Annotated in this window: 11 protein-coding genes; 1 reads left to right on the top strand and 10 read right to left on the bottom strand. The window is 28.3% G+C overall.

Annotated elements, in window-relative coordinates; genetic code table 11:
• Positions 1-90: 90 nt before the first annotated feature.
• Positions 91-8,169 (bottom strand): DUF7507 domain-containing protein, encoded by an 8,079-nt coding sequence (locus tag BN346_RS09845; RefSeq protein WP_040328283.1) that lies wholly within the window; start codon positions 8,167-8,169, stop codon positions 91-93.
• Between the two features lie 194 nt (positions 8,170-8,363).
• On the opposite strand from BN346_RS09845, the gene BN346_RS09840 reads away from it, so the two are divergent.
• Positions 8,364-11,801 (top strand): COG1361 family protein, encoded by a 3,438-nt coding sequence (locus BN346_RS09840; RefSeq protein ID WP_040328281.1) that lies wholly within the window; start codon positions 8,364-8,366, stop codon positions 11,799-11,801.
• 44 nt (positions 11,802-11,845) lie between these two features.
• Here BN346_RS09840 and BN346_RS09835 read toward each other — a convergent pair whose 3' ends face one another.
• The 9 genes from BN346_RS09835 to BN346_RS09795 all read right to left on the bottom strand — a co-directional run bounded on the left by BN346_RS09835 (position 11,846) and on the right by BN346_RS09795 (position 21,991).
• Positions 11,846-12,709, bottom strand: coding sequence for a DUF11 domain-containing protein (locus BN346_RS09835; RefSeq protein ID WP_040328279.1), 864 nt, complete (start codon positions 12,707-12,709; stop codon positions 11,846-11,848).
• Positions 12,710-12,745: 36 nt separating this feature from the next.
• Complete coding sequence (locus BN346_RS20530) at positions 12,746-13,273, bottom strand: SPOCS domain-containing protein (protein ID WP_051540256.1); 528 nt, start codon at positions 13,271-13,273, stop codon at positions 12,746-12,748.
• Positions 13,274-13,398: 125 nt separating this feature from the next.
• The gene (locus BN346_RS09825) at positions 13,399-14,418 is read right to left on the bottom strand and encodes an ABC transporter ATP-binding protein (RefSeq protein ID WP_040328277.1); all 1,020 of its coding nucleotides are present in this window, start codon (positions 14,416-14,418) and stop codon (positions 13,399-13,401) included.
• On the bottom strand, positions 14,418-15,404 hold the full coding sequence (locus tag BN346_RS09820; protein WP_040328276.1) for an ABC transporter ATP-binding protein: 987 nt from the start codon (positions 15,402-15,404) through the stop codon (positions 14,418-14,420). Before BN346_RS09820 ends, BN346_RS09825 begins: the two co-directional genes overlap by 1 nt.
• Positions 15,405-15,415: 11 nt before the next feature.
• On the bottom strand, positions 15,416-16,261 hold the full coding sequence (gene opp4C / locus BN346_RS09815) for an oligopeptide ABC transporter permease (protein WP_040328274.1): 846 nt from the start codon (positions 16,259-16,261) through the stop codon (positions 15,416-15,418).
• Positions 16,262-16,297: 36 nt separating this feature from the next.
• Positions 16,298-17,266, bottom strand: coding sequence for an ABC transporter permease (locus BN346_RS09810; protein WP_040328272.1), 969 nt, complete (start codon positions 17,264-17,266; stop codon positions 16,298-16,300).
• 102 nt (positions 17,267-17,368) lie between these two features.
• On the bottom strand, positions 17,369-19,018 hold the full coding sequence (locus BN346_RS09805) for an ABC transporter substrate-binding protein (protein WP_040328271.1): 1,650 nt from the start codon (positions 19,016-19,018) through the stop codon (positions 17,369-17,371).
• Positions 19,019-19,475: 457 nt separating this feature from the next.
• Positions 19,476-20,303 (bottom strand): energy-coupling factor transporter transmembrane component T family protein, encoded by an 828-nt coding sequence (locus tag BN346_RS09800; RefSeq protein ID WP_040328270.1) that lies wholly within the window; start codon positions 20,301-20,303, stop codon positions 19,476-19,478.
• The gene (locus BN346_RS09795; RefSeq protein WP_040328311.1) at positions 20,300-21,991 is read right to left on the bottom strand and encodes an ABC transporter ATP-binding protein; all 1,692 of its coding nucleotides are present in this window, start codon (positions 21,989-21,991) and stop codon (positions 20,300-20,302) included. The genes BN346_RS09800 and BN346_RS09795 overlap by 4 nt, the downstream gene beginning before the upstream one ends.
• Positions 21,992-22,054: the final 63 nt, after the last annotated feature.

Below are 22,054 nucleotides of genomic sequence, written 5' to 3'. Positions count from 1 at the left end.
TAATTAAATTTATTCTTTAATCATTTATTTATTACATAAAAAAGCCCCCTTAATAACTTAAGGGAGCATATTTCTAATTAAAAGTTAAATTTAACATAAATCTATAACTTGAACTTTATAAACTACTGTTATAATTTGGCCTGGTGTCATTGTATTTAAACTAAATCCTGCTGAAGGATTATAATCTGGATATGATACTCCATTTACAGTTACTGAACCTAATACAAATGTTGAATTATGAGGAGTTTGATCTAAGAATACAACATTTGTCGCATCTACATTGCCTATATTTGTAACTGTAACTGTATAGGTTAATTGTTCACCTATAGTTGCATATTGTTTATTTACTGCTTTTGTTACACTTAAATTACCATATGCTATATTAGTTATAACAATATTAGAATAAGTTGTTTGACTATATGGTGGTTGTTTTGGATCTACCACAAATTCAAATGTGACAACAGCTTGGTTTGTTACTTGATTTGTTGCTGGTACTGAAATTACTGTGACTACAAATGATACTGTAACTACATTACCTATTCCTATATCACCTATATTAAATCCTGTAGTTGGGTTATAGGTTGGCTGAGACACATTATTAATCTTCACAGATCCAGCCTTAAAACTTACTCCAATTGATGGTGTATCCTGGAAGAATACATTATTATCAATAACATTTCCTACGTTTGTTAATGTTATTGTGTAAGTTAATTCATCTCCTATTGTTGCTATTGATTTATCTACTGTTTTAACTACATTTAACTTACCTAAAACTACATTTGTTGTTACAGTATTACTTGTTTGAGTTGTTGTTGTTACTGATCCACTTGGATCTATCTTATAACTAAATTGAACTAAAGAATTATTATTTACATATGCTTGGGTTGGTAATGCATTTATCTTAGCATTAAATGCTACAATTACACTTTGACCTGGAGCTAAATTTGATAATTCAAACCCAACTGTTGGGTCTAATGATGGATATACTACACCATTTATACTTACTGTTCCAGATATATAAGTTAATTCAGATTGTAATATATCGCTAAAGAATAAATTAGTTGCATTCACATTTCCTGTATTCACTATTGTTGAAGTGTAAGTCACTGTATCATTAACTTTTGCATACATCTTATCTACAGTTTTAGTATTTGATAAACTTCCTATATTAACATTAGTGGTTACAGTGTTTGATGTTGCAGTTATTGGATAAGTTGGTCCTTGTGGATCTACATGATATACTCCATTTGATATAGCATAGTTTGTTACTTGTGGTGGTGCTGGAAGTGTATTTATTATAGCTTGGAATTGAACTAAGGAAGTCACTCCTGCTAAAAGGCTATTTGGTAAATTAAATCCTACTGTTGGATCATAACTTGGATAACTTACTCCATCTATTGTTACTGTTCCTGCTTTAAACAACGCACCATTTGATAAAAAGTCTGTAAAGAACATATCTGAAATACTTGTATTTCCTGTATTCTTAACTAATACTCCATAATTCAAAACACCTTGTAGTGTTGAATAAATCTTGTCAACAGTTTTTGTTGCAGTTAAACTAGGCATTATTATTATAGTAGATACTGTATTTGATTGCGCAGTTTTACTATAATATTGTTCATTAGGATTTACCTTATATGAAAATGTTCCTAATGCATAGTTTAATACTGATGAATGAGTTGGATTTGCTATAACTGTAGCTGTAAATACTACTGTAACATAATTTAATGTTTCTATATTCCCTAAACTAAATCCTACGTTTGGATCATAATCTGGCTGAGTTACACCATTAATTTTTACAGAACCTCCATTAAATGTTACATCAGATTGTAAGCTATCTGTAAATATTACATTGTCTGCCCTTACATTTCCGGTATTAGTAACTACTACTGTATAAGTTATTACATCTCCCATTGTAACATAACTTTTATCTACACTCTTATTAAGAGTTAATGATCCTACATTTATTTGAGTTGTTACAGTGTTAGAGCTCACTGTACCTGGTATATCTGGTCCATTAGGATTTATACGATATACATAACTTATATTAGCTGTATTGCTTACTAATGAAGGTGTTGGTAATGAAGTTACAGTTGCATCGAATTTAACAACTACAATATCACCAGATATTATATTTCCTAAACTAAAACTTGTATAAGGATCATAACTTGGATAAGATGTTCCATTTATTGTTACTGACCCTTGAACAAAAGTTAATCCATTTGGTATAACATCTCTAAAATTTACATTTTTAGCTACTGTGTTACCTGTATTATTTACACTTACTGTATAAGTGACTAAATCACCTATAGTGGCATAAGCCTTGTTAACTGCTTTAGTAGCTGTTAATGATCCTATATTTATTACTGTAGTTACTGTATTACTATTTCCAGTTTTAGAAATTGGTGGATTAGATGGGTCAATATAATAATTATAGCTATCTGTTGAATAGTTATAAATAGTGTAATCCATTGGTAATGTTTGTACTGTTGCAGCAAATGTAACTACAGTACTTCCATAACCAGGTATATCATCTAAACTAAAGCCTATATTTGGATTATAACTTCCATAAGTCACTCCATTTATTTTTACTGATCCATTTATAAAGCTAGCATTTGATTGTACTATATCCTTAAATAATACATTAAAACAATTAGCATTTCCTGTATTATTTATGGTTATTGTATAGTTTAATATATCACCTATTGTTGCATATGCTTTATCTACTGTTTTTGTAGCTGTTAAATTTCCTAACTTAATAAGTGTTGTAACCTTATTAGAAGTAGCTACAATAGTCACTGGATTATCTGTTGGTGTTAATTTATAAGTGAAAGTAACATCCGCAGTGTTTTCTACTTTACCACTTTGTGGAAGAGAATCAACATGAATACTGAATGTTATTGTATGATATTGATTTGGTATTAAATCTGACAAATTAAATCCTGTGTTTGGATTAAATGCTGGCTGTGGGATACCATCAACAACTACTGTTCCAGCATTAAATGAAGTTGAATCTGGTATTAAATCCTTAAAATTTAAACTTGTTGCATCTACTGAACCAGTATTTTGAACTAATACTGTATATGCTATATTGTCTCCTACTGTTGCATATAACTTATCTACTGACTTAGTAACTGTAAGTTCACCTGCAGCAACATAAGTTTCAGTTGTATTAGTATTAATTGTAGCTGTTATAACTTCTGCTCCTACAATATAATCATAATTTACAGTAGCATAGTTATAAATTATATTATTTGCAGGTCTTGTATTTATTTTTGCTGAAAATACTACTGTTGTAGTTGCGTTACTTAATATATCATCAAGATTAAATCCTATATTTGGATTATATCCTATCTTCTGACTTCCATTTATATATACAGAATCAGTTATAAAAGATATATTTGAATCTAAAATATCTTTAAAGAATGCATGTTGAGCCGTAGTGTTTCCTTCATTCTTTATATCTATTGTAAAAATTAGAGTGTCATTTATTTTTGCTATTGATTTATTTACAGATTTATTTGCAGATACTATTGTGTCATAAACATATACTGTAGTTGTGTTAGATGTCTTAGTATTAGTTGTAGGACTTCCATTTGGATCTACATAATATGAGTAAGTCACATCTGCACTATTTAATAATTCATTATTCTTTGGTATTGAATTAGCTGTTACATCAAAACTAACTATAGTTTGTTGTCCTATTGGTATATCATCTAAAGCAAATCCTGTATTTGGGTTATAATTTAATTTATTAACACCATTTACATATACAGAACCTGTATTGAATGAAGATTCAGTTTGAACAATATCTTTAAATAATAAATTTTTTAATATAGTGTTTCCTGTATTTGCTATAACAAAACTATAGGTTATTATATTTGTTAATCTAACAATAGTTCTATTAGCAGATTTAGTTACTGTTAAATTACCTAAGTTAACATAAGTTGTAACAGTATTACTAGTTACACTAGATGATATATATTGTCCATTAGGATCTATTTTATATTGATAATTTATAATAGATGCATTAGTTATATATCCATCATTTGGCACACTATCAACAGTAACATCAAAAGTTACTGTAACATTCTTATTTGAATTTATAGTTCCCAATGTGAATCCAATATTAGGATCATAATTTGGATATGATGTTCCATCTATTTTTACTGATCCTGATACAAAAGTAGTATGAGTTGGAACTGTGTCTATAAAATTTGTATTTGTTATATTTACATTACCATTATTAGCTATTACTGAAGTGTAGGTTATGGCATTACCTACTGTTGCATAAGTTTTATTTACACTTTTAGTGTTAGTAACTGACATATTATTTATATTTGTAGTTACGGTGTTACTTGTTAAGCTTCCATCCACATAAGGTGATGTTGGACTTAATTGATATTTAAATGCAATATGAGCACTATTGTCAATCTTAGGTGGTGTTGGAACACTTGTTACTGTTGCTTTAAACATAACAACTACATTTCCACCTGGTAAAACATTACTTATTATAAAACCATTATTAGGATTTGCATCTGGTTTACTTACACCATCTACTACTACAGAACCAGATAAGAATGTTGCTCCAGCTGGTATTATATCTGTAAAGTTAACATTAGTTAAAGTTACCGTACCGGCATTAGCTGCTATAACTGTATAGTTTAAAACATCTCCTATTGTTGCATATGCTTTATCTACTGCTTTAGTTAAAGTGGCATTATAAGTGTTTATAACTGTGGTTACTGTATTACTTGTTGTAGTTTTAGTTATTGGCTGACCATTTGGATCTACATAATAGCTAAATGAAGTTGTTGCATTATTCTTTATAGTATTTGGACTTGGTAAACTATTTACTATTACTTTAAACTCAATAGTTACAACTTGACCATATTCCATTGATCCTAAAGTAAATCCTATTTGTGGATCATAATTTGGTTTACTTATTCCATTTACAATTACAGAACCTTGTACAAATGATGCTTCTGATTGAATAATATCTGTAAATAAAGTATTTATTGCAGTTGCATTTCCCATATTTGTTGCTGTAAATGTGTAAGTTAAAGTTTCACCTACTGCAGCATATAGTTTATCAACATTTTTAACTATATTCACTTGTGCATAAGGATCATAAGTTTTAACTACATTTGAATATACAGTCTTTGTTATTATTGGACTATCTGGATTTTGTTTATAACTAAGTGTAACCTCTGACATATTTGGTATATATCCTACAGGTGGATTATTTGCTATAGAAACACCAAATACTACTGTTGTGGTATCCCCTGGATTCATATTTGGAAGTGGAAATTGATTATCTGGATTAAGCTCTGGATAATTAACTCCATCTATATAAACACTGCCTTCATAAAATGATAAATATATTCCTGTAAAATCTGCAAATTTCATATTAGTTAAAGGTACTGTTCCTGTATTTTGTATAGTTGTTGTATAAACAAGAAAATCACCAACTTGTGCATAAGTTTTATCAACTGTTTTAACTACAGAATACTGTGCTTTATTTATAACAGTTTGAACTGTATTACTAAAAATTGTATTTGATATTGTGCTTCCGTTAGGATCTGGTTTATAACTATATACTAAGCTAGAACTATTATATATTATATTAGGATTTGGAAGAGTATTAACCTTAGCTGCAAAAGTAACTTCTATAGTGTCATCAGCACATACTGTACCTAGTGTAAATCCTTGATTTGGATCATATGATGGGTATGGTATACCATTAATGGCTACTGACCCAGATACAAATGATGCTTCTGATTGTATAACATCTAAAAATACAGTATTAGTAGCATTAATATTTCCATTATTACTTACATACACTTTATAATATAAAGTATTTCCTATTTCTGCATAAGATTTGTCTACACTCTTAACTGTATTCATACATACATAATTAGCTATTGTATCAACTTTATTAGAATCTTTTTCTCCATTTATAACAGTTCCACCTGGTGATATTTGATACTTAAATGGAATGTTTGCTATATTTTCTATTAAATCAGCTGGATTAATGCTATTTATTAAAACTTTATATTCTACATTTGTGGTTTGCTGAGGATTTATAGGTGCTTGTAAAGTAAATCCATCAAATGGATTTAGTACTGGTTCTGAAGTTCCATTGACTTTTACACTTCCAGTAACAAATGATGCACCTGGTATTGTTGGCTCTAATACTTGAACATTACTTGCTGGAATATTTCCGATATTAGTTAACGCTAAGTTATAAGTTACTGTATCTCCTACCTTAGGATAATTGTTATTGTTACATCTTTCACCTATTACATCTACATATTGAATTTGAATTGACGTAACATTACTTGCTATAGTTCTTTTTCTTTCATATCCATATTGATTAAATATATATCCAAAAGTAATAAAACTTACATTAGTTACTTTAGTTGATGCTGGTAATGAGATAACTTTAAATTGAAATACTATCTCAGTACTTGCTCCAACTGATAAATTAGGTAATGAAAATCCCACTACTGGATCATAATCAGAATAATTTGTTCCATCTATAACTACAGTACCTGTAACAAAGGAACAACTTGCATCTATTTTATCTTGGAAAAATACGTCTTTAGAAAGTTCAGTACCCACATTGCTTATATTTATGGTATAAGTTACTATTTCATTTACACTCATAGTAGTTTTTGAAGCTGCTTTAGTTATTGCTAATAATCCATCTTGTACTATTACATCCATGGTATTTGTTTTACCATAGTTAGTTATTGTATCTATACCTGAAATAAATTGATAATTGTAGTTTACAAATTGATGTAATAACCCACCTGTTGGTACAGAGTTAATTCTAACTGAAAATAGTACATTTTTAACAGCTTTAGCATCAACAGTTCCTATATTAATTCCATTAATTATATTCGCTGTAGGATTTGATACGCCATTTATTGTAACTGAACCTGGTATAAAAGTAGTTGCTGAATTTATTGTTGCAGATAATATAACATTACTAGCTTGTATATCACCATCATTTTTTACTTGTACTGCATAAACTAATACTTCTCCAACTTCTGCATTATATTCGTTATCACCATCTATATCATATGCATCCAATGTGGCTATTATATTAGGTGCCTTTGCTAATACCTGGGTTCCTAATGCTACTAATTGAACACCATCCCCTACTGAACCTTCTGTTATTTGTCCTGCTAATATTGTTTGATTTGTTACTAATGTTTGAGATATATCTACATTAGTTATATCCCATTTATTTCTTCCTCCTAATTTTTGAATAGGAACAAAACCATCATTATTATTATTTCCATTAGTTCCATTAACATTTAAAAGTCCATTGCTAGAATTTAATGGATCTGCTACATTAATTACACCTGAGAAAAAACTATTTCCTGGGTTGTTTGGAGCTGTTCCTGGATTAGGATTAGGACTATTTACTATATTACCTATATTACTTAATTCTGCAAAAGATGGACCTGCAGACACAATTTCAACACCATTAAGGGGCACTCCATTTGCACATGCCATAAAAACATTACCTTTTAAACTTGATTGACTTGAACTAGTTGTAAAACCTGTAATAGTTGTCTGTAATGGCGTATCTGGTGTTGCTACAGCTATACCTGAATTATAAATAACTTTCTGTGGTAAAAAAGCATTGTTTCTATATACAACTGATAGTGACCATCCACCTCTAGAATTGCTTAATCCTGTATTTGGTATACTTATAGGAACATTTGATACTGTATAATTTCCAGATAATGCAGCCTGTACATAATTTGTTACATCTGCACCTCTATATCTATCTATAGTTCCAGAATTTGAAGTGTAACTATCAGTGTACTGAGGTGTTATTTGATAAGTTCCTTTTGATGTTGTAAATGACACTGGATTATCTTGTATACTTCTAAGGTCAGTAGCACCGGATACATTGCTTTTTACAGTTGAATACCATACAAGTTCAGCATAAAGTATTGTGCTATTAGTTAATATATTTAAATGAGCAGTACTTCCCGCCTGGGTCCAATCTCTTGTTGTAGAGCCATCTGGTTTAATAAGGTCAGAAGTATTTACAACTGGCTCAGTTGAACTTCCACAAACCATAAAACTATTTCCAGTAGCTACTAACATGGCCTTATCAATTGCTGAAAATCTTTGAATTAGCGCCATTATATTACCTCCTGTTTTTGTATTTTTTAAATACATTTTGAAGGTCCTATTAAAAAACCTTATTATATAATATTACACAAAAAACTTTTAGTGATTATTTTAAGTGAAATTAATGGCTACTTTTGTCTTATATTTTGTCGCATAAAATCGGATTTTGAATACAATGTAACATGTAAATTTTAAGGGGTGATACTATGCCTTCTAATATATTAAGTATGAGTATAGATAAAACTCAAAACATTCCCATAATAATTGGAAATACCTCATCATTTGATATAAGTATAAAAAATCTTAGCTCTACTCAAAGATTATATAACTTAGGGATTTCATTAACATTGCCTGATGGCATGACTCTTTCAACATCTACTATACCTCAAACCTCTAGCATTACTAATGCAGATAATAGCACTACCTATTCATGGGTAAACATAAAGGATCTTGCACCTATGGAGGTAAACTTTAAATTTAACATTACAGTAAAATGTAACACTAAGTTTAAAAATGGAACTACAGTTCCTTTTGGGTATAGCTTTTCTGGAATAAGTGTATCTTGTAGTGTAGACACTATGCCTAGAGGATTTTATGACATTGGTAATGAAGTTATTACTTCCCAGATATCTATGACTTATGTAACTGTTAGATTTACTAGTACTATAACCACAGCAGGAAAAGTTTTAAAAGGCGCTGGAACTTCTCTTTCTTTAAATGATTATACTCAAGTAACTACAGCTACCTGTAAATTTTCTAACAACTCAATTTCATCTTCCCTAGTAAATATATCTATATTATTAGATGATGGAATAAGATATATAGGAAATATTACAACGTCTGGTACTGATGCTTCTAAATTTTTAACTCCTACAATAAGCACAGTTAATATTAATGGTAAAATTTATACTCAATTATATTTTGGCAATATTAATCTTTCCATAAATAGTAGTACAACTTTAACTTTTAGTTATGCCGTATGGAATAAGTATAATAATAATCAGGGAAATTATATATATCATGGTACTATGTTAAATATGTATATTAATATGACAGCTGCTGATTCTATTATTTCAACTTCAGATAGTAGTACTAATTTTTTAGCTATGGATTTAATAATAACTACTTCTATAAGTAAATCTACTGTGGATGTACAAACAAATGTAACTTACACTTATGTATATAAAGTTGGACAATACTACAATATTCAAGATATTATAGTTCATTATTTCTTGCCAGATGGAATATTCTATATTTCTAGTTCACAAACACCAACTTCTGTAGTAGATAATCCTACTATGCAAGGTTACTATTTAACTTATAATTTTCCTTTAGCTACTCAAAATTCTACAAAAACAGTAACTATTAATGCAAAGGTTGACAGCTACTATAGATATAAAAAAGATACTCAAGGACTACCTTTACCTGTTGTCGCATATGACCCATTTTTAGCTACTACTGATATACTTGGAACTCTTGTAACATTATTAAATCAAGTCTCTGATAATGCCAGTGTTACTTCTAGTATAGGTATAGGCTCTATAACAAAACAATTTATTAAAGGTTATTATAAAGATGGAACTCCTAAAACTATAAACTCCTTAGCACCTGGAGATTCTGCTGAATATACCTTAACCTACAACGCTTCTACTTTGAAAGCAATTCAAAAGCAGGTTTATATAGATGACTTTTTTCCATTATCAACAGATCCTATAGATAATTTAAATTATATTTATACAGGTATTAATCCGGTTAGTTCACCACAATTAATTAGTCCTCACGGTGTTGATTTTTACTATGGTGATCTTTTGGGTTTATCATCAGGTACTATTAATTTTAAAGTGCCTATTGCCACTCTTGGATCATCTAGTCAAAATATAAATTTAATGAAGCTAAAAGGAATAAACACTTATGGATATGCTTATAGCAATCGTTCACAAGTAACCATTAATATAGGTACTCCAAATTTAAGCTTAACAAAATCTGTATTTGGCCCTAATAAAAACGCTATACAATCAAATGAAATTTACACTTATTCGGTAACTATAAGTAATTCAAATAATTTGGGCACTGAAACAGATGCTTTTGATTTCACACTTAGCGATACTTTATCTGATAACTGGTTTACACTTGATACAAATAGCCTAAATGTTTCTGGCTCTGGAAGTTTTAATGCTCCTGTAGTTCAAGGTAATAATATATCTGTTTATATTAATAAATTAGCTCCTGGACAATCAATAACTTTAACTTATAAAGTTATTATAAGTCCAACTCTTGCTCCAGGTGTTAGCATAACTACTACAGCTAGTAATACTAATCCATATTCTCAAGTATATAATTCTAGCTCCACTAATTTTCAATATAGCAACTTGATAAAAAATGCATCTGTAACATTATCATCACTTGCTATAGCACTTACAAAAACTAACTTTGCTGATACTTTTAAAGTTGGTTCTCCAATAACTTATACACTTACAGTAACTGTGCCACAAGGTACTATTGCATACGGACTATATGTGAAAGATACTTTACCAAGTGGTGGACAAGTTTATTTAGGACCTTCTTATAAAGATGGTATTCTTATTACTCCTACAGTTTCTTCAAATATAGTTACTTTTCCTACAATTGGAACTGTAGATGCTCGAACTTCAACTAAAACTATAACCTATATTATGACTGCAAAAATAAGCAATGCAACAAAGACTGTTAATTCTATAACCTCAACACAAACTAATACTATGCAATGTTTATATCAACAAACTCAAAGTGGAAGTTTTTTAACTCTTAGTAAAAGCTTAAGTATAACAGTAAATCATCCAAATTTAGTCTTAACTTTAAGTGCAACAGATAAAACAAATTCCACTAGTTATACTCAAACTGCTAATATAAACACCAATTCTATAATGCAGTTTAAATTAATTTTTCAAAACAATAGCATTATAAATTTATCTAACGGAACTATAGAAATTCCTATAGCTAACAACTTTTTATTTGTTTCCATAGATACTGCTGTATTATGTAGTGCAATTTATAATTCATCATCAAAAAAAATAATTATATCTGTACCTACATTAACTCCATCAACACTAGGTTATGTTATGTTCACTGTAATACCTCAATCTACTTTAAGAGCTGGTACTACTATAAATACTCAAGCAACTGCCATATCTTATTATAATGATATATCTCCTACTAAAGTATATAGTGGTGAAAAAAGTAATATTTTAAGTTGTATTTTACCTCCAGGTGTTTCTTTAATGCCAAATCCTTTGTATCAAATAGATGATTCAACTGCATTTATAGTTACTCCACCTGGAAATACTGCTATAATTCTTGATTACTTTAAAAATATTGGCGGTGGATATGATGATTTTACTTTGATAATACAAAAAGTTGCTATTCCTTATAGCTTATATATTGACGATATAAAAATAGCTGATATATCTAAAAATACACTTTATCAAGCAGATTTATCTGCAATGTCAAATTTAGCACCTAATACTTCTAAAGTTATAAAGATCACAGCTACTATTCCTATAGGAGAGTCTTTGGGAGTTAGATATGATTTTACGGTTACTACAAAATCTAAAACTAGTCCTTATCCTGAAAAAACAGTATTAAATATAGATCCTCATCCATTCTAAAAAAATAACAACCATTGATTATAGTTTCTATAATCAATGGTTGTTTAATAATATATTAATAAACTTGTAGTTATATATATACTATTTTTATTTAATAAATTAGCTTTTAAATACTCAATATTTATCTTTATATTATCTTTATTTGAATAAATCATACCTATAGGTGCCATCATACATGTAGAAAAACCAAAGGTATCTTCTATATATCTTTTATAGTGTAGTGATTTAAATAAAATTTCATACTTTATTTTACCTATTACTAAAACTGTACATTTGTCTAAATCTATAGAAGTTATCAATTTCGTTTTTATTATTTCTAATTTACAACTAATATCTAATATTTCTTCTATATAGGCATATGTCTTTATAGTATTTCCTAATACTGTTTGAAGAAAAACCTTATTCTTATATTTTACTTTTACTTCATTGCTTTTCTCATTTACTTTTATTGGAGGCTTTTCTATATTGTAAATATAATCATATTCTATATCTGAATAATTTTTTATAAGATTATGAAAATACATTGGTAATACTAACACTTTAAAAGTTATTTTTACTTTTTCTCCACTTGTTAAACAGCCTAAATAAAATCCTTCTTCTGGACTTATACATCTTCTTTTTCTATTATTTACTTCTACTGAATTTTCAATGAATTGTGTTCCTTTTTGTATAGTATCATGAAAAAAAATATTAGTTACATCAAATTCTCGTATATTTTCAATAATTATTGTATAAGTTAATATATCAAATGCATAGGTCTCTTTTTTATCTACATATTTAGTCATTTTTAAAGTATTCTCTATAATTTGTGTTGATACTAAATTACTAAAAATAGTTTTACTTATTACAGGGCTTTGTGGTGATAATCTATATTTAAAATCTATTCTACACTCATTAACTATATCCATTTTTAACCTTACACTCTTACTTGAATAAATTTATATTTAATATTCATCTAAATATTGTATTAATGTAGTGATACTTACCATAGCTTTACCTTTTCCTAAGTTTGCAATGCTCACATCTTCTATTAAATATCTTAAATATACTTTATCATCATTACATATATTTTGTGGTATTATTATAAAAGTACTAAATGGAATTTTAAGTTTTGCTACAGTTTTTTTGCACCTATCCCCTCTAATATAATAGGTTATTATTATACTTAGATTCAACTCACCAACAATCACCAATTTTTTTCCTGTTAAATGTTGTCCCTCCACTGAAGTTCCTTCTATTGTACCTATTATTTTGCTTGATACTATATTTAAGATTGGATTTGTTGATTCAACCTTACAAATTTCTATTTTTCTATTATCATTATATATTTCATCACATAAATTATTTTCATGATACACATAACTTTTACAGTTAATTGTTTCATATATATTAAGTTGTTTAAAATATTTTAATTCTCCTATACTACTTGAACATGAAAGACTCGGAACCAGTTTTTGTAAATCTATATTCATCTTTTACTTCACTCCATAAACAAAAAATTATTATATATATATTTATCTTATATAATATGAAACCTTTCATTTTTATGTAACTAAATATATAAATTTCAACTTTTTATGTTTATACTGCTCTTCTTTTACTTAGTAGTATTTTTTATTTCAATAATATTATGACAAGCTACAAAATGATCTTGTTTTACTTCTAATAAATTTGGCTCATTACTTACACACTTTTTATTTAAATATGGACATCTTGAACTAAGTTTACATCCTGATACATAACTATCACAATTTGAAATATCTTCATTCAATCTTAATCTTTCTTTTTTCTTCTTTGGATGAATTTTAGGTATTGATGAAATTAAACATTTTGTGTATGGATGTATTGGATTTAAAAATAATTCCTCACAACTTGCTTCTTCTACAATTTTTCCAAGATACATAACACCTACTCTATCACAAAAATAATTTATAAGACTTAAATTATGAGATATAAACAGATATGTTAAATTCATTTCTTTTTTCAGTTTCTCCATTAGTATCAAAATTTGTGCTTGAATAGATACATCTAATGCTGAAGTAGGTTCATCACAAATTACAAATTTAGGCCTTATAGCTAAGGCTCTTGCTATGCCTATTCTCTGACGTTCCCCACCACTAAACTCATGTGGATACTTATCTATATCACAATCTCTTAGACCACATAACTCTAATATATTTATAATCTCCTTATTACATGTTTTCTTATTCACAACTTTATTTTTAATAAGACCTTGCTTTATAATATTTCCAACCGTCATATGTGGATCTAATGATGAATATGGATCTTGAAAAATCATTTGCATATTTTTTCTTATATCTTTAAATTCACTTCTTTTTATATTATACTTTTTTTCTATATCAAATATTAATTTATTGTCAAACGTTAATGATCCACTAACTTTAGGAATTAAATCTAATATAGCTCTACCTGTTGTAGATTTGCCGCATCCTGATTCTCCAACCAACCCATATACCTCTCCTTTTTTTATATTAAAAGATATACCATCCACAGCTTTTACTATATTGCTATTTTTTTTCAATATACCACTATTATCATTAAAGTAGCATTTTAAATTCTTTACTTCTAATAATACATCCTTGCTTGTAGTACACATTACGCCTCACCATCCGATTTTAAATTATACTTGAAACAACTAACTTCATGTTCTATTCCAACAAAATTCAATTTAGGCCTTTCATTTTGACAAATATCCATTCTAAAATCACATCGTTCATAAAATGAGCATCCTTCTGGAAGTTCTGTAAGTTTAGGAACTTTTCCCTTTATACATTTAGGTATTTCTCCTCTTTTAAAGTTTTCTGGTCTTGAATTTATTAACCCTATAGTGTATGGATGTTTAGGACTATCAAAAATATCTTCAACCTTAGCTTTTTCAACAATTTTTCCAGCATACATAACCATAACTTCATCTGCGACCTCGCAAATAACACCTAAATCATGAGTTATAAAAAGAACTGACATGTTAAACTTATTTTTAATATTATTTATAAGTTCTAATACTTGTGCTTGTACTGTTACATCTAATGCAGTTGTAGGTTCGTCTGCTATTAAAAGTTTAGGTATACATATTAAAGCCATAGCTATCATAACTCTTTGACACATACCTCCACTTAATTGATGCGGATATGAATTTAAAACTTCTTCTGCCCTTTTTATTCCAACTAAATTTAAAAATTCTAACACTTTTTTCTTATTCTCTTCTGCCACAATGTTTTTATGTACTTTTATCACTTCACCTATCTGATCTTTTATTTTTAATACAGGATTTAAGGCAATCATAGGTTCTTGAAATATCATAGCAATTTCATTGCCTCTTATTTTATCTAACTCATTTAGATTTAAAGATAATAGATTTTTTTCATTAAACATTATTTCACCATTATCTATATTTCCATTTTGACTCTCTATAAGTCCCATTATTGACATAGCTATCATGCTTTTTCCACATCCTGATTCTCCAACTATACCTAAAACCTTTCCTTCTTTTAAATTAAAACTAACTCCATCAACAGCTTTAATTTTATTTTTATTTGTATTAAAGCTCGTTGTTAAATTTTTTACCTCTAATATATTTTTCATTTTCTATTTCACTACTCCTTTACTTTAGGATTTAATACTTCTCTAATTGCATCTCCTATAAAATTGATAGATAAAATAGTCAAAAAAATCATTATGCCAGCTGGTGCCCATTCCCACCAATATCTCATAAGTGATTTCATATTTCTAGCTGTAGATAACATATTTCCCCAACTAGGTATAGGTTGCTTAACACCCATTCCTAAATAACTTAATCCAGCCTCTGCTAATATAGCTCCTGCAATCCCCAATGTTGCATAAACAATTATAGTTGGAATACTATTGGGAATTATATGTTTTATTATAATTTCCATAGAATTCATGCCAACACATTTTGCAGCCTCCACAAACTGTCTTTGCTTTAACGCCATAACTTGACCTCTAACTATTCTTGCTATAGTTGTCCACCCTAAACATCCTATTATAAAAACTGAATTCCAAACACTTGCACCTATTAAATCTGCTAGTATAATTGCTATTACTAAAAATGGTAAACACATAAATATATCTATAAAAATCATTATAATATGATCTATAGCTCCACCATAATATCCAGCAATAGCTCCAAATGTTACACCTATAATTAAAGATATAGCTGTTGCTCCGATTCCCACTGCTAGTGATACTCTGCCACCATAGCTCAACCTTACAAAAACATCTCTACCTAAATCATCTGTTCCTAATATATGTTCAAAACTAGGTTTGCTATTAGCTATTGCTGTATTTATAAGATCTCTTTCATGACATGTAACAATGCTCCCAATCAAAGAAAGTAACATTATAAATATTAATATTGCACACCCTATCATTGCCTTTTTATTTTTTAAAAGTTTAAAAATTCTTTTATTGCTATTTATCATTTAACTTCACCTTTTCTACATTAATATTTTTATATTTTATTTAAACCTTATTCTAGGATCTACAATAGAGTAAATAAAATCTGAAAGTAAATTTGCTATTAATATACTTGCTGAAAAAATTAATGCACACCCCATAACTACTGGATAATCTCTGTTAGCTATAGATTGATAAAATAAAGTTCCCATTCCTGGCCATACAAATATAGTTTCGATTAATATAGTTCCTGTAAATATATAACCAAGAGACATACTTAATAATGTAACAATTGGTATTAAAGCATTTCTAAATGCATGTTTATATACTACAAGTTTTTCACCTAATCCCTTTGCCCTTGCAGTTTTTATATAATTTTCGCTAAATACATCCATCATAGCTGACCGTGTATATCTCATAAGTGAAGCTATTTCTATTATTGTCATAGATAAAATTGGCAAAATCATATGTTTACCTACATCACAAAATTTACTGAATCCCGTTAAATTTTTTCCTAAACTAGACATACCCGATATAGGAAACCACTTTAGGTTAACCGCGAAAATTTTAACTACAAGAAGTGCTACAAAAAATCCTGGTATTGAAATTCCTATAAATGCTAGTATTGTAAGTATTTTATCAGTTTTTGAATATGGTTTTACAGCTGATATTATTCCTAATGGTATAGCTATTATCGTTGTTAAGATTAATGTAATCATAGATAATAAAAAAGTATTCTTTATTCTTCTTTGAATTATATCTGAAACAGGTTCGTTATATCTTATAGATGTACCTAAATCCCCCTTTATAACTTTTCCTATCCATTTTCCATATTTAACATGCATTGGATCATAATATCCTATTGACTTCAATGCATCTTCTTTGTCAGATGCTGAAATGCTAATTTCACCTTCAACAATATTTGTATATGGATCCCCTGGTGCAATATTTATAAGAGTAAATATAATTATAGATAATCCTATAAATACTGGAATCATTGTAAAAATTCTTTTCAAAAAGTATTTGCTCATTTTTATACCCTCTAAATCTAAATTCATAAAAAGTAATTGCCTTTCTAAACTTAAATTATTATTAGAAAGGCAATCCTTAACACTATATTTTATTTATAAACTTTAATCTTCCACAAACCATTCATTAGAATACTGACTATATATAGGTTGAGCATTCTTAAAGTTTTTAATTCTATCACTTACAGCCATTGTGCTCTTCCAATGGTAGCTGTAAATTACCGGCAATTCATCATTCAATATTGTAGCAATCTCTTTAAGTACTGGCTCTCTCTCTTCTTTCGTTACCATTGTAGATGCTTTTTTGATAAGTTCATCTACTTTTGGATTATTATACCCAGTATAATTATATCCATTTGGAGGTGTTAATGTCGAAAGATAACTTGGACCTAAATCTCCATCATAGAAGTTTCCTATTCCCATAGAATAAGTATCAAAATCTCCATTCTTAACATCATTCGATAATGCAGTAAATTCCATTGGTTTTAATTCTACATCTATACCTATATCTTTGAAATTTTGTTGTAGCATTAGTGCATATTTAGTTTTTGACTCATCTCCACCAACATACTTATAAGTAAATGTAAATGGATCCCCATTATAATACATCTTTTTATCGTTTTCCTTGTATTCAAATCCAGCTTCTTTGAAAAGTTCTATAGACTTTTTAGGATTGAACTTATATTCATTTAATCCATCTGGATGAGCCCAAAAATTTGATGGATATGGATTGTATGCAACTTCACCTTTTCCTTTTAAAACTTCTTTTACAATTGTTTCTCTATCTAAAGCATAAGCTAAAGCTTGTCTTGTTTTTTTATCACTAAATTGAGGTTTTCTTAAATTAAGTCCAACATAATGATATGCATTATTAGTTATATCTTCAATTCTATAACCTTGCTCTTTATAAGTTTCTTCGTCTTCTTTAGTTAAATTTCCCACACCTATAATATCTACTTCTTTATTAAGTATTTCTGATTCTGCTGTTTCACTACTTACTAATTTAAAAACATACTTATCGATATTAGGTTTACCTTTCCAATAATATTCGTTTGCTACAAGTTCTACTCCTTGATCCGGTGTAAATGTTTCAAGTTTAAATGCACCTGTTCCAATTGGTTTTCTTATTAAATTTGTATCATTTTGTACTTTTTCTACAGTATCTTTATTCCATATATGTTCTGGTATAATTCTCATCATAAATCCAAAATTAATTAAAGCTGATCCATATACTTCATCTGTTGTTATTTCTATTGTATAATCATCAATTTTTTTTACACCTTTCAGTTCTGTAGATTTTCCTGTTTTATAATCTTCATATCCAGTTATGTTTTTAACAAACATTGTATATGGTCCTTTATATTTTTCATCAGAACAAAATTTAAATGTAAAATCAACATCATCTGCAGTAAATTTTTCACCATCATGCCATTTCACGTCATTTCTTAGTTTAAAAGTTAATGTTTTGTTATCATTTGAAAATTCGTATGACTCAGCAAGATTTGGTGCTATATCCATATTTTCATCTAAAGATAATAATCCATCATATACAATATTGTTAATAGATGCATCATAGCTAAATGTAAATGATGTCGGTAAAAAAACACCGCTTGGAGAAGTTCCTATTGCTTCTGTAACTACTCCACCTGTCTTAACTTTTTTAGCTTGTTCTTTCTTTTCTGCATCACCACAACCTGTAAATGCAAAGCAAACTGTGATGATTAAACTTAAAATTAAGCTTAACTTTCTCTTCATTTTAGTCCCCCTAAATTTGTCATATTTTTAATTTTTTTGTAAAATACTTTTTTATTATATCATTTAACAATCCTTTTTCTACATATTTTTCATATTATTTGAATTTCAAATAAATAACTTAGTATCTATAGAATATTTGATTTTATTAAATTTTCCTATTTACACTTTGTTAATAATATAGGGAAACAAGCTCGAATTTAAAACTATTTTTTTAGCTGTAAATATATTACTTTCAAAAGGAATACTAACTTTAAAATGATTTAGAGCTAGTCTCACTCTTAAGGGTATCCAAGTTTTGGAACCAATAATTATGAAGATGAACTTGGAACCCTATAGTTTCACTATAATATTTCTTTACTATATAATTTTTTAAAACAGAAAAAGATGTCATAAAATTTAATTTACAACATCTTTTATACGTTTATAGTTCTATATATACAACTATAAGTTTATATTATTATAAAAATGGATTATAAAAACGTCCTCCATTATATATATTGCAAGCTATAGCCATAAGTAAAATTGTCATCATAATTGCAACTGTTATATAATCTCCTATTTTAAAACTTCGTTCGCTATACCATGTACGTTTCTTTTTATTTCCAAATGCTCTTAATTCCATCCCAGTACTTATTGTTTCTATTTTATCTAGACTTGAAAAAATAAGTGGAATTAATATAGCTACTGATTGTTTTATTCTTTTAGATACCTTTTCCTTTTTAGACATGTCTATTCCTCTTGCTTGTTGTGCAAATGATATATCCATATAATCCTTTTGAATATCTGGAACATATCTTAATGCTATTGCTACTGAGTAAGCAATTTTATAATTTACACCAATTTTATTTAAAGATGCTGCAAATTCACTAGGATTTGTTGCCACTATAAATAATAATGCCATTGGTATTATAGAAAAATATTTTAATGTTATATTAAACTGATAAAATAATTGTTCTATTGTTACTGTGTATGGTCCTACAATCGTAAATAAATCTGTTCTACTATTATATATCTTTACACCTTCCATTGGTGAAAAGATAAATATAGCTATGTTGTTTATAAGTAAAAATACTAGTATAAAATATAGTACAAAAGAAACCTTTTTAAAAGGAACCTTTGAAATTTTAAATACTACTACACTAAATATAAACATTCCTATAAGCAAAAATGTATTATAGGTTACCATTGATGCTATTGCCCAAAGAATTAATGCAATGAGCTTTGATGCACCACTAAGTTTATGAATAGGCGAATCTATCTCAGAATATTCTAGCATTGTATTCATACTTTTCTAATCCTCCTATCATAATCAATAAATCTTTTAACAAAATTTCTTGGTTCTTCTAAATTTGCTTTTAATGCTAATTCATATAAAGATGTTTCTTTTAAGTTAGCTTCTTTTATAACTTCTTCATCTGTAAGTATATTGGAAGCACTATCTTCTGCTATTTTTAATCCATTTGATAATACTATTGCTCTATTAGTATATTCAAGCATTAAATGCATATCATGAGTTATCATTATTATAGTTACACCTTTTTCATTTATATATTTTAAGAACTCCATAATCTCACTATAATGTCTAAAGTCTTGTCCTGCTGTTGGTTCATCTAAAATTATAATTTCTGGATTTAATACAAGAATTGAAGCTATAGTTACTCGTTTCTTTTGACCAAAGCTTAAAGCTGATATTGGCCAATTCCTGAATTCATATAAACCACAAATTTTAAGTGTTTCATATACTCTTTCCTCTATTTCTTCTTCACTTATTCCTCTAATCTTAAGACCTAATGCAACTTCATCAAAAATCATTGACTTAGATATCATAGCATTAGGATTTTGCATAACTACTCCTATTTTTTCAGAACGTTCCTTTATAGTTTCATTTTCAATACTTCTTCCCTTTAATAATATATCTCCACTAGTTGGTTTATAAAAACCACATATAAGTTTAGATATAGTAGATTTTCCAGCACCATTTTTTCCAATAATGCTAACCATCTCACCTTTATTTATTTTAAATGAAACTCCCTTAAGAATTTCCTTATTTTCATCATATCCAAATTTTATGTCTTTAAGCTCAAGAATAGCATCGTTACCACTTTTATTAACAACTTCACTACTTTCTTGATACCAATTATTAAGTTTATGTTTTTCTTTATCTAATTTTAAAGTGTTTATAGCTTCTGGGCATAATTCCTCTGTTATTTGTATACCTGCGTATTTTAATGCTGTTATATATAAAGGTTCTCTTATACCAGTTTTATTTAATAAATTGGAACTTAATAATTCTCTAGTAGTTAAATCTCCAACAATCTTTCCATTATCAATTACTATTATCCTATCAATATCAGAGTGTAATACATCTTCTAATCTGTGTTCTATTATAACTATGGTTTTGTTATCTTTCTTATTTATATTATCAATAAGCTCCATAGCACTCTTACCTGTTGCAGGATCAAGACTTGCTAGTGGTTCATCAAATAAAAGTATATCTACATCTGAAACCATTACCCCACCTAATGTAACACGTTGTTTTTGTCCTCCAGATAAGCTATGAGGTGAAGATTTTAAATGACTATTTATATCCACAATTTTAGAAACTCTATCTACCTTTTCTTTCATCTTATCTTGTGATACACAATCATTTTCTAATCTAAATGCTATATCTTCAGCTACAGTTAATCCAATGAATTGACTATCTGGATCTTGAAGTACAGTTCCTACTACACTAGAAAGTTCAAATATGCTCATATCTTTTGTTTCTTTGCCTTTAACTTTAAGTGATCCTTGTATTTCACCTTCATATAAAAAAGGTACAAGCCCATTAATTGCATTTGAAAGTGTACTCTTGCCTGATCCTGATGGCCCTACAATAAGCACTTTTTCTCCTTCATATATAGTCAAATTAATATTTCTTAATGTTGGTTCTTTTTGTGAATTGTATTTAAATGTAAAGTTACTAAATTCAATTACCGGCTTTTGGGAACTTTTCTTTGAACCATTTTTTAAACTTAAATCATAGTTTTCATAAGA

It is taken from the genome of Clostridium ihumii AP5 (assembly GCF_000612845.1).
Lineage (GTDB): Bacteria > Bacillota > Clostridia > Clostridiales > Clostridiaceae > Clostridium_J > Clostridium_J ihumii.
The sequence above is the reverse complement of the archived record's forward strand: the minus strand, read 5'-3'. Positions and strand labels throughout refer to the sequence as shown.

Coding starts and splice junctions, on each gene's coding strand:
- BN346_RS09805 (WP_040328271.1), bottom strand. CDS start 19,018: ATGAAGAGAAAGTTAAGCTTAATTTTAAGTTTAATCATCACAGTTTGC.
- BN346_RS09835 (WP_040328279.1), bottom strand. CDS start 12,709: ATGGATATAGTTAATGAGTGTAGAATAGATTTTAAATATAGATTATCA.
- BN346_RS09845 (WP_040328283.1), bottom strand. CDS start 8,169: ATGGCGCTAATTCAAAGATTTTCAGCAATTGATAAGGCCATGTTAGTA.
- BN346_RS09820 (WP_040328276.1), bottom strand. CDS start 15,404: ATGAAAAATATATTAGAGGTAAAAAATTTAACAACGAGCTTTAATACA.
- BN346_RS09840 (WP_040328281.1), top strand. CDS start 8,364: ATGCCTTCTAATATATTAAGTATGAGTATAGATAAAACTCAAAACATT.
- opp4C (WP_040328274.1), bottom strand. CDS start 16,261: ATGATAAATAGCAATAAAAGAATTTTTAAACTTTTAAAAAATAAAAAG.
- BN346_RS09800 (WP_040328270.1), bottom strand. CDS start 20,303: ATGAATACAATGCTAGAATATTCTGAGATAGATTCGCCTATTCATAAA.
- BN346_RS09810 (WP_040328272.1), bottom strand. CDS start 17,266: ATGAGCAAATACTTTTTGAAAAGAATTTTTACAATGATTCCAGTATTT.
- BN346_RS20530 (WP_051540256.1), bottom strand. CDS start 13,273: ATGAATATAGATTTACAAAAACTGGTTCCGAGTCTTTCATGTTCAAGT.
- BN346_RS09825 (WP_040328277.1), bottom strand. CDS start 14,418: ATGTGTACTACAAGCAAGGATGTATTATTAGAAGTAAAGAATTTAAAA.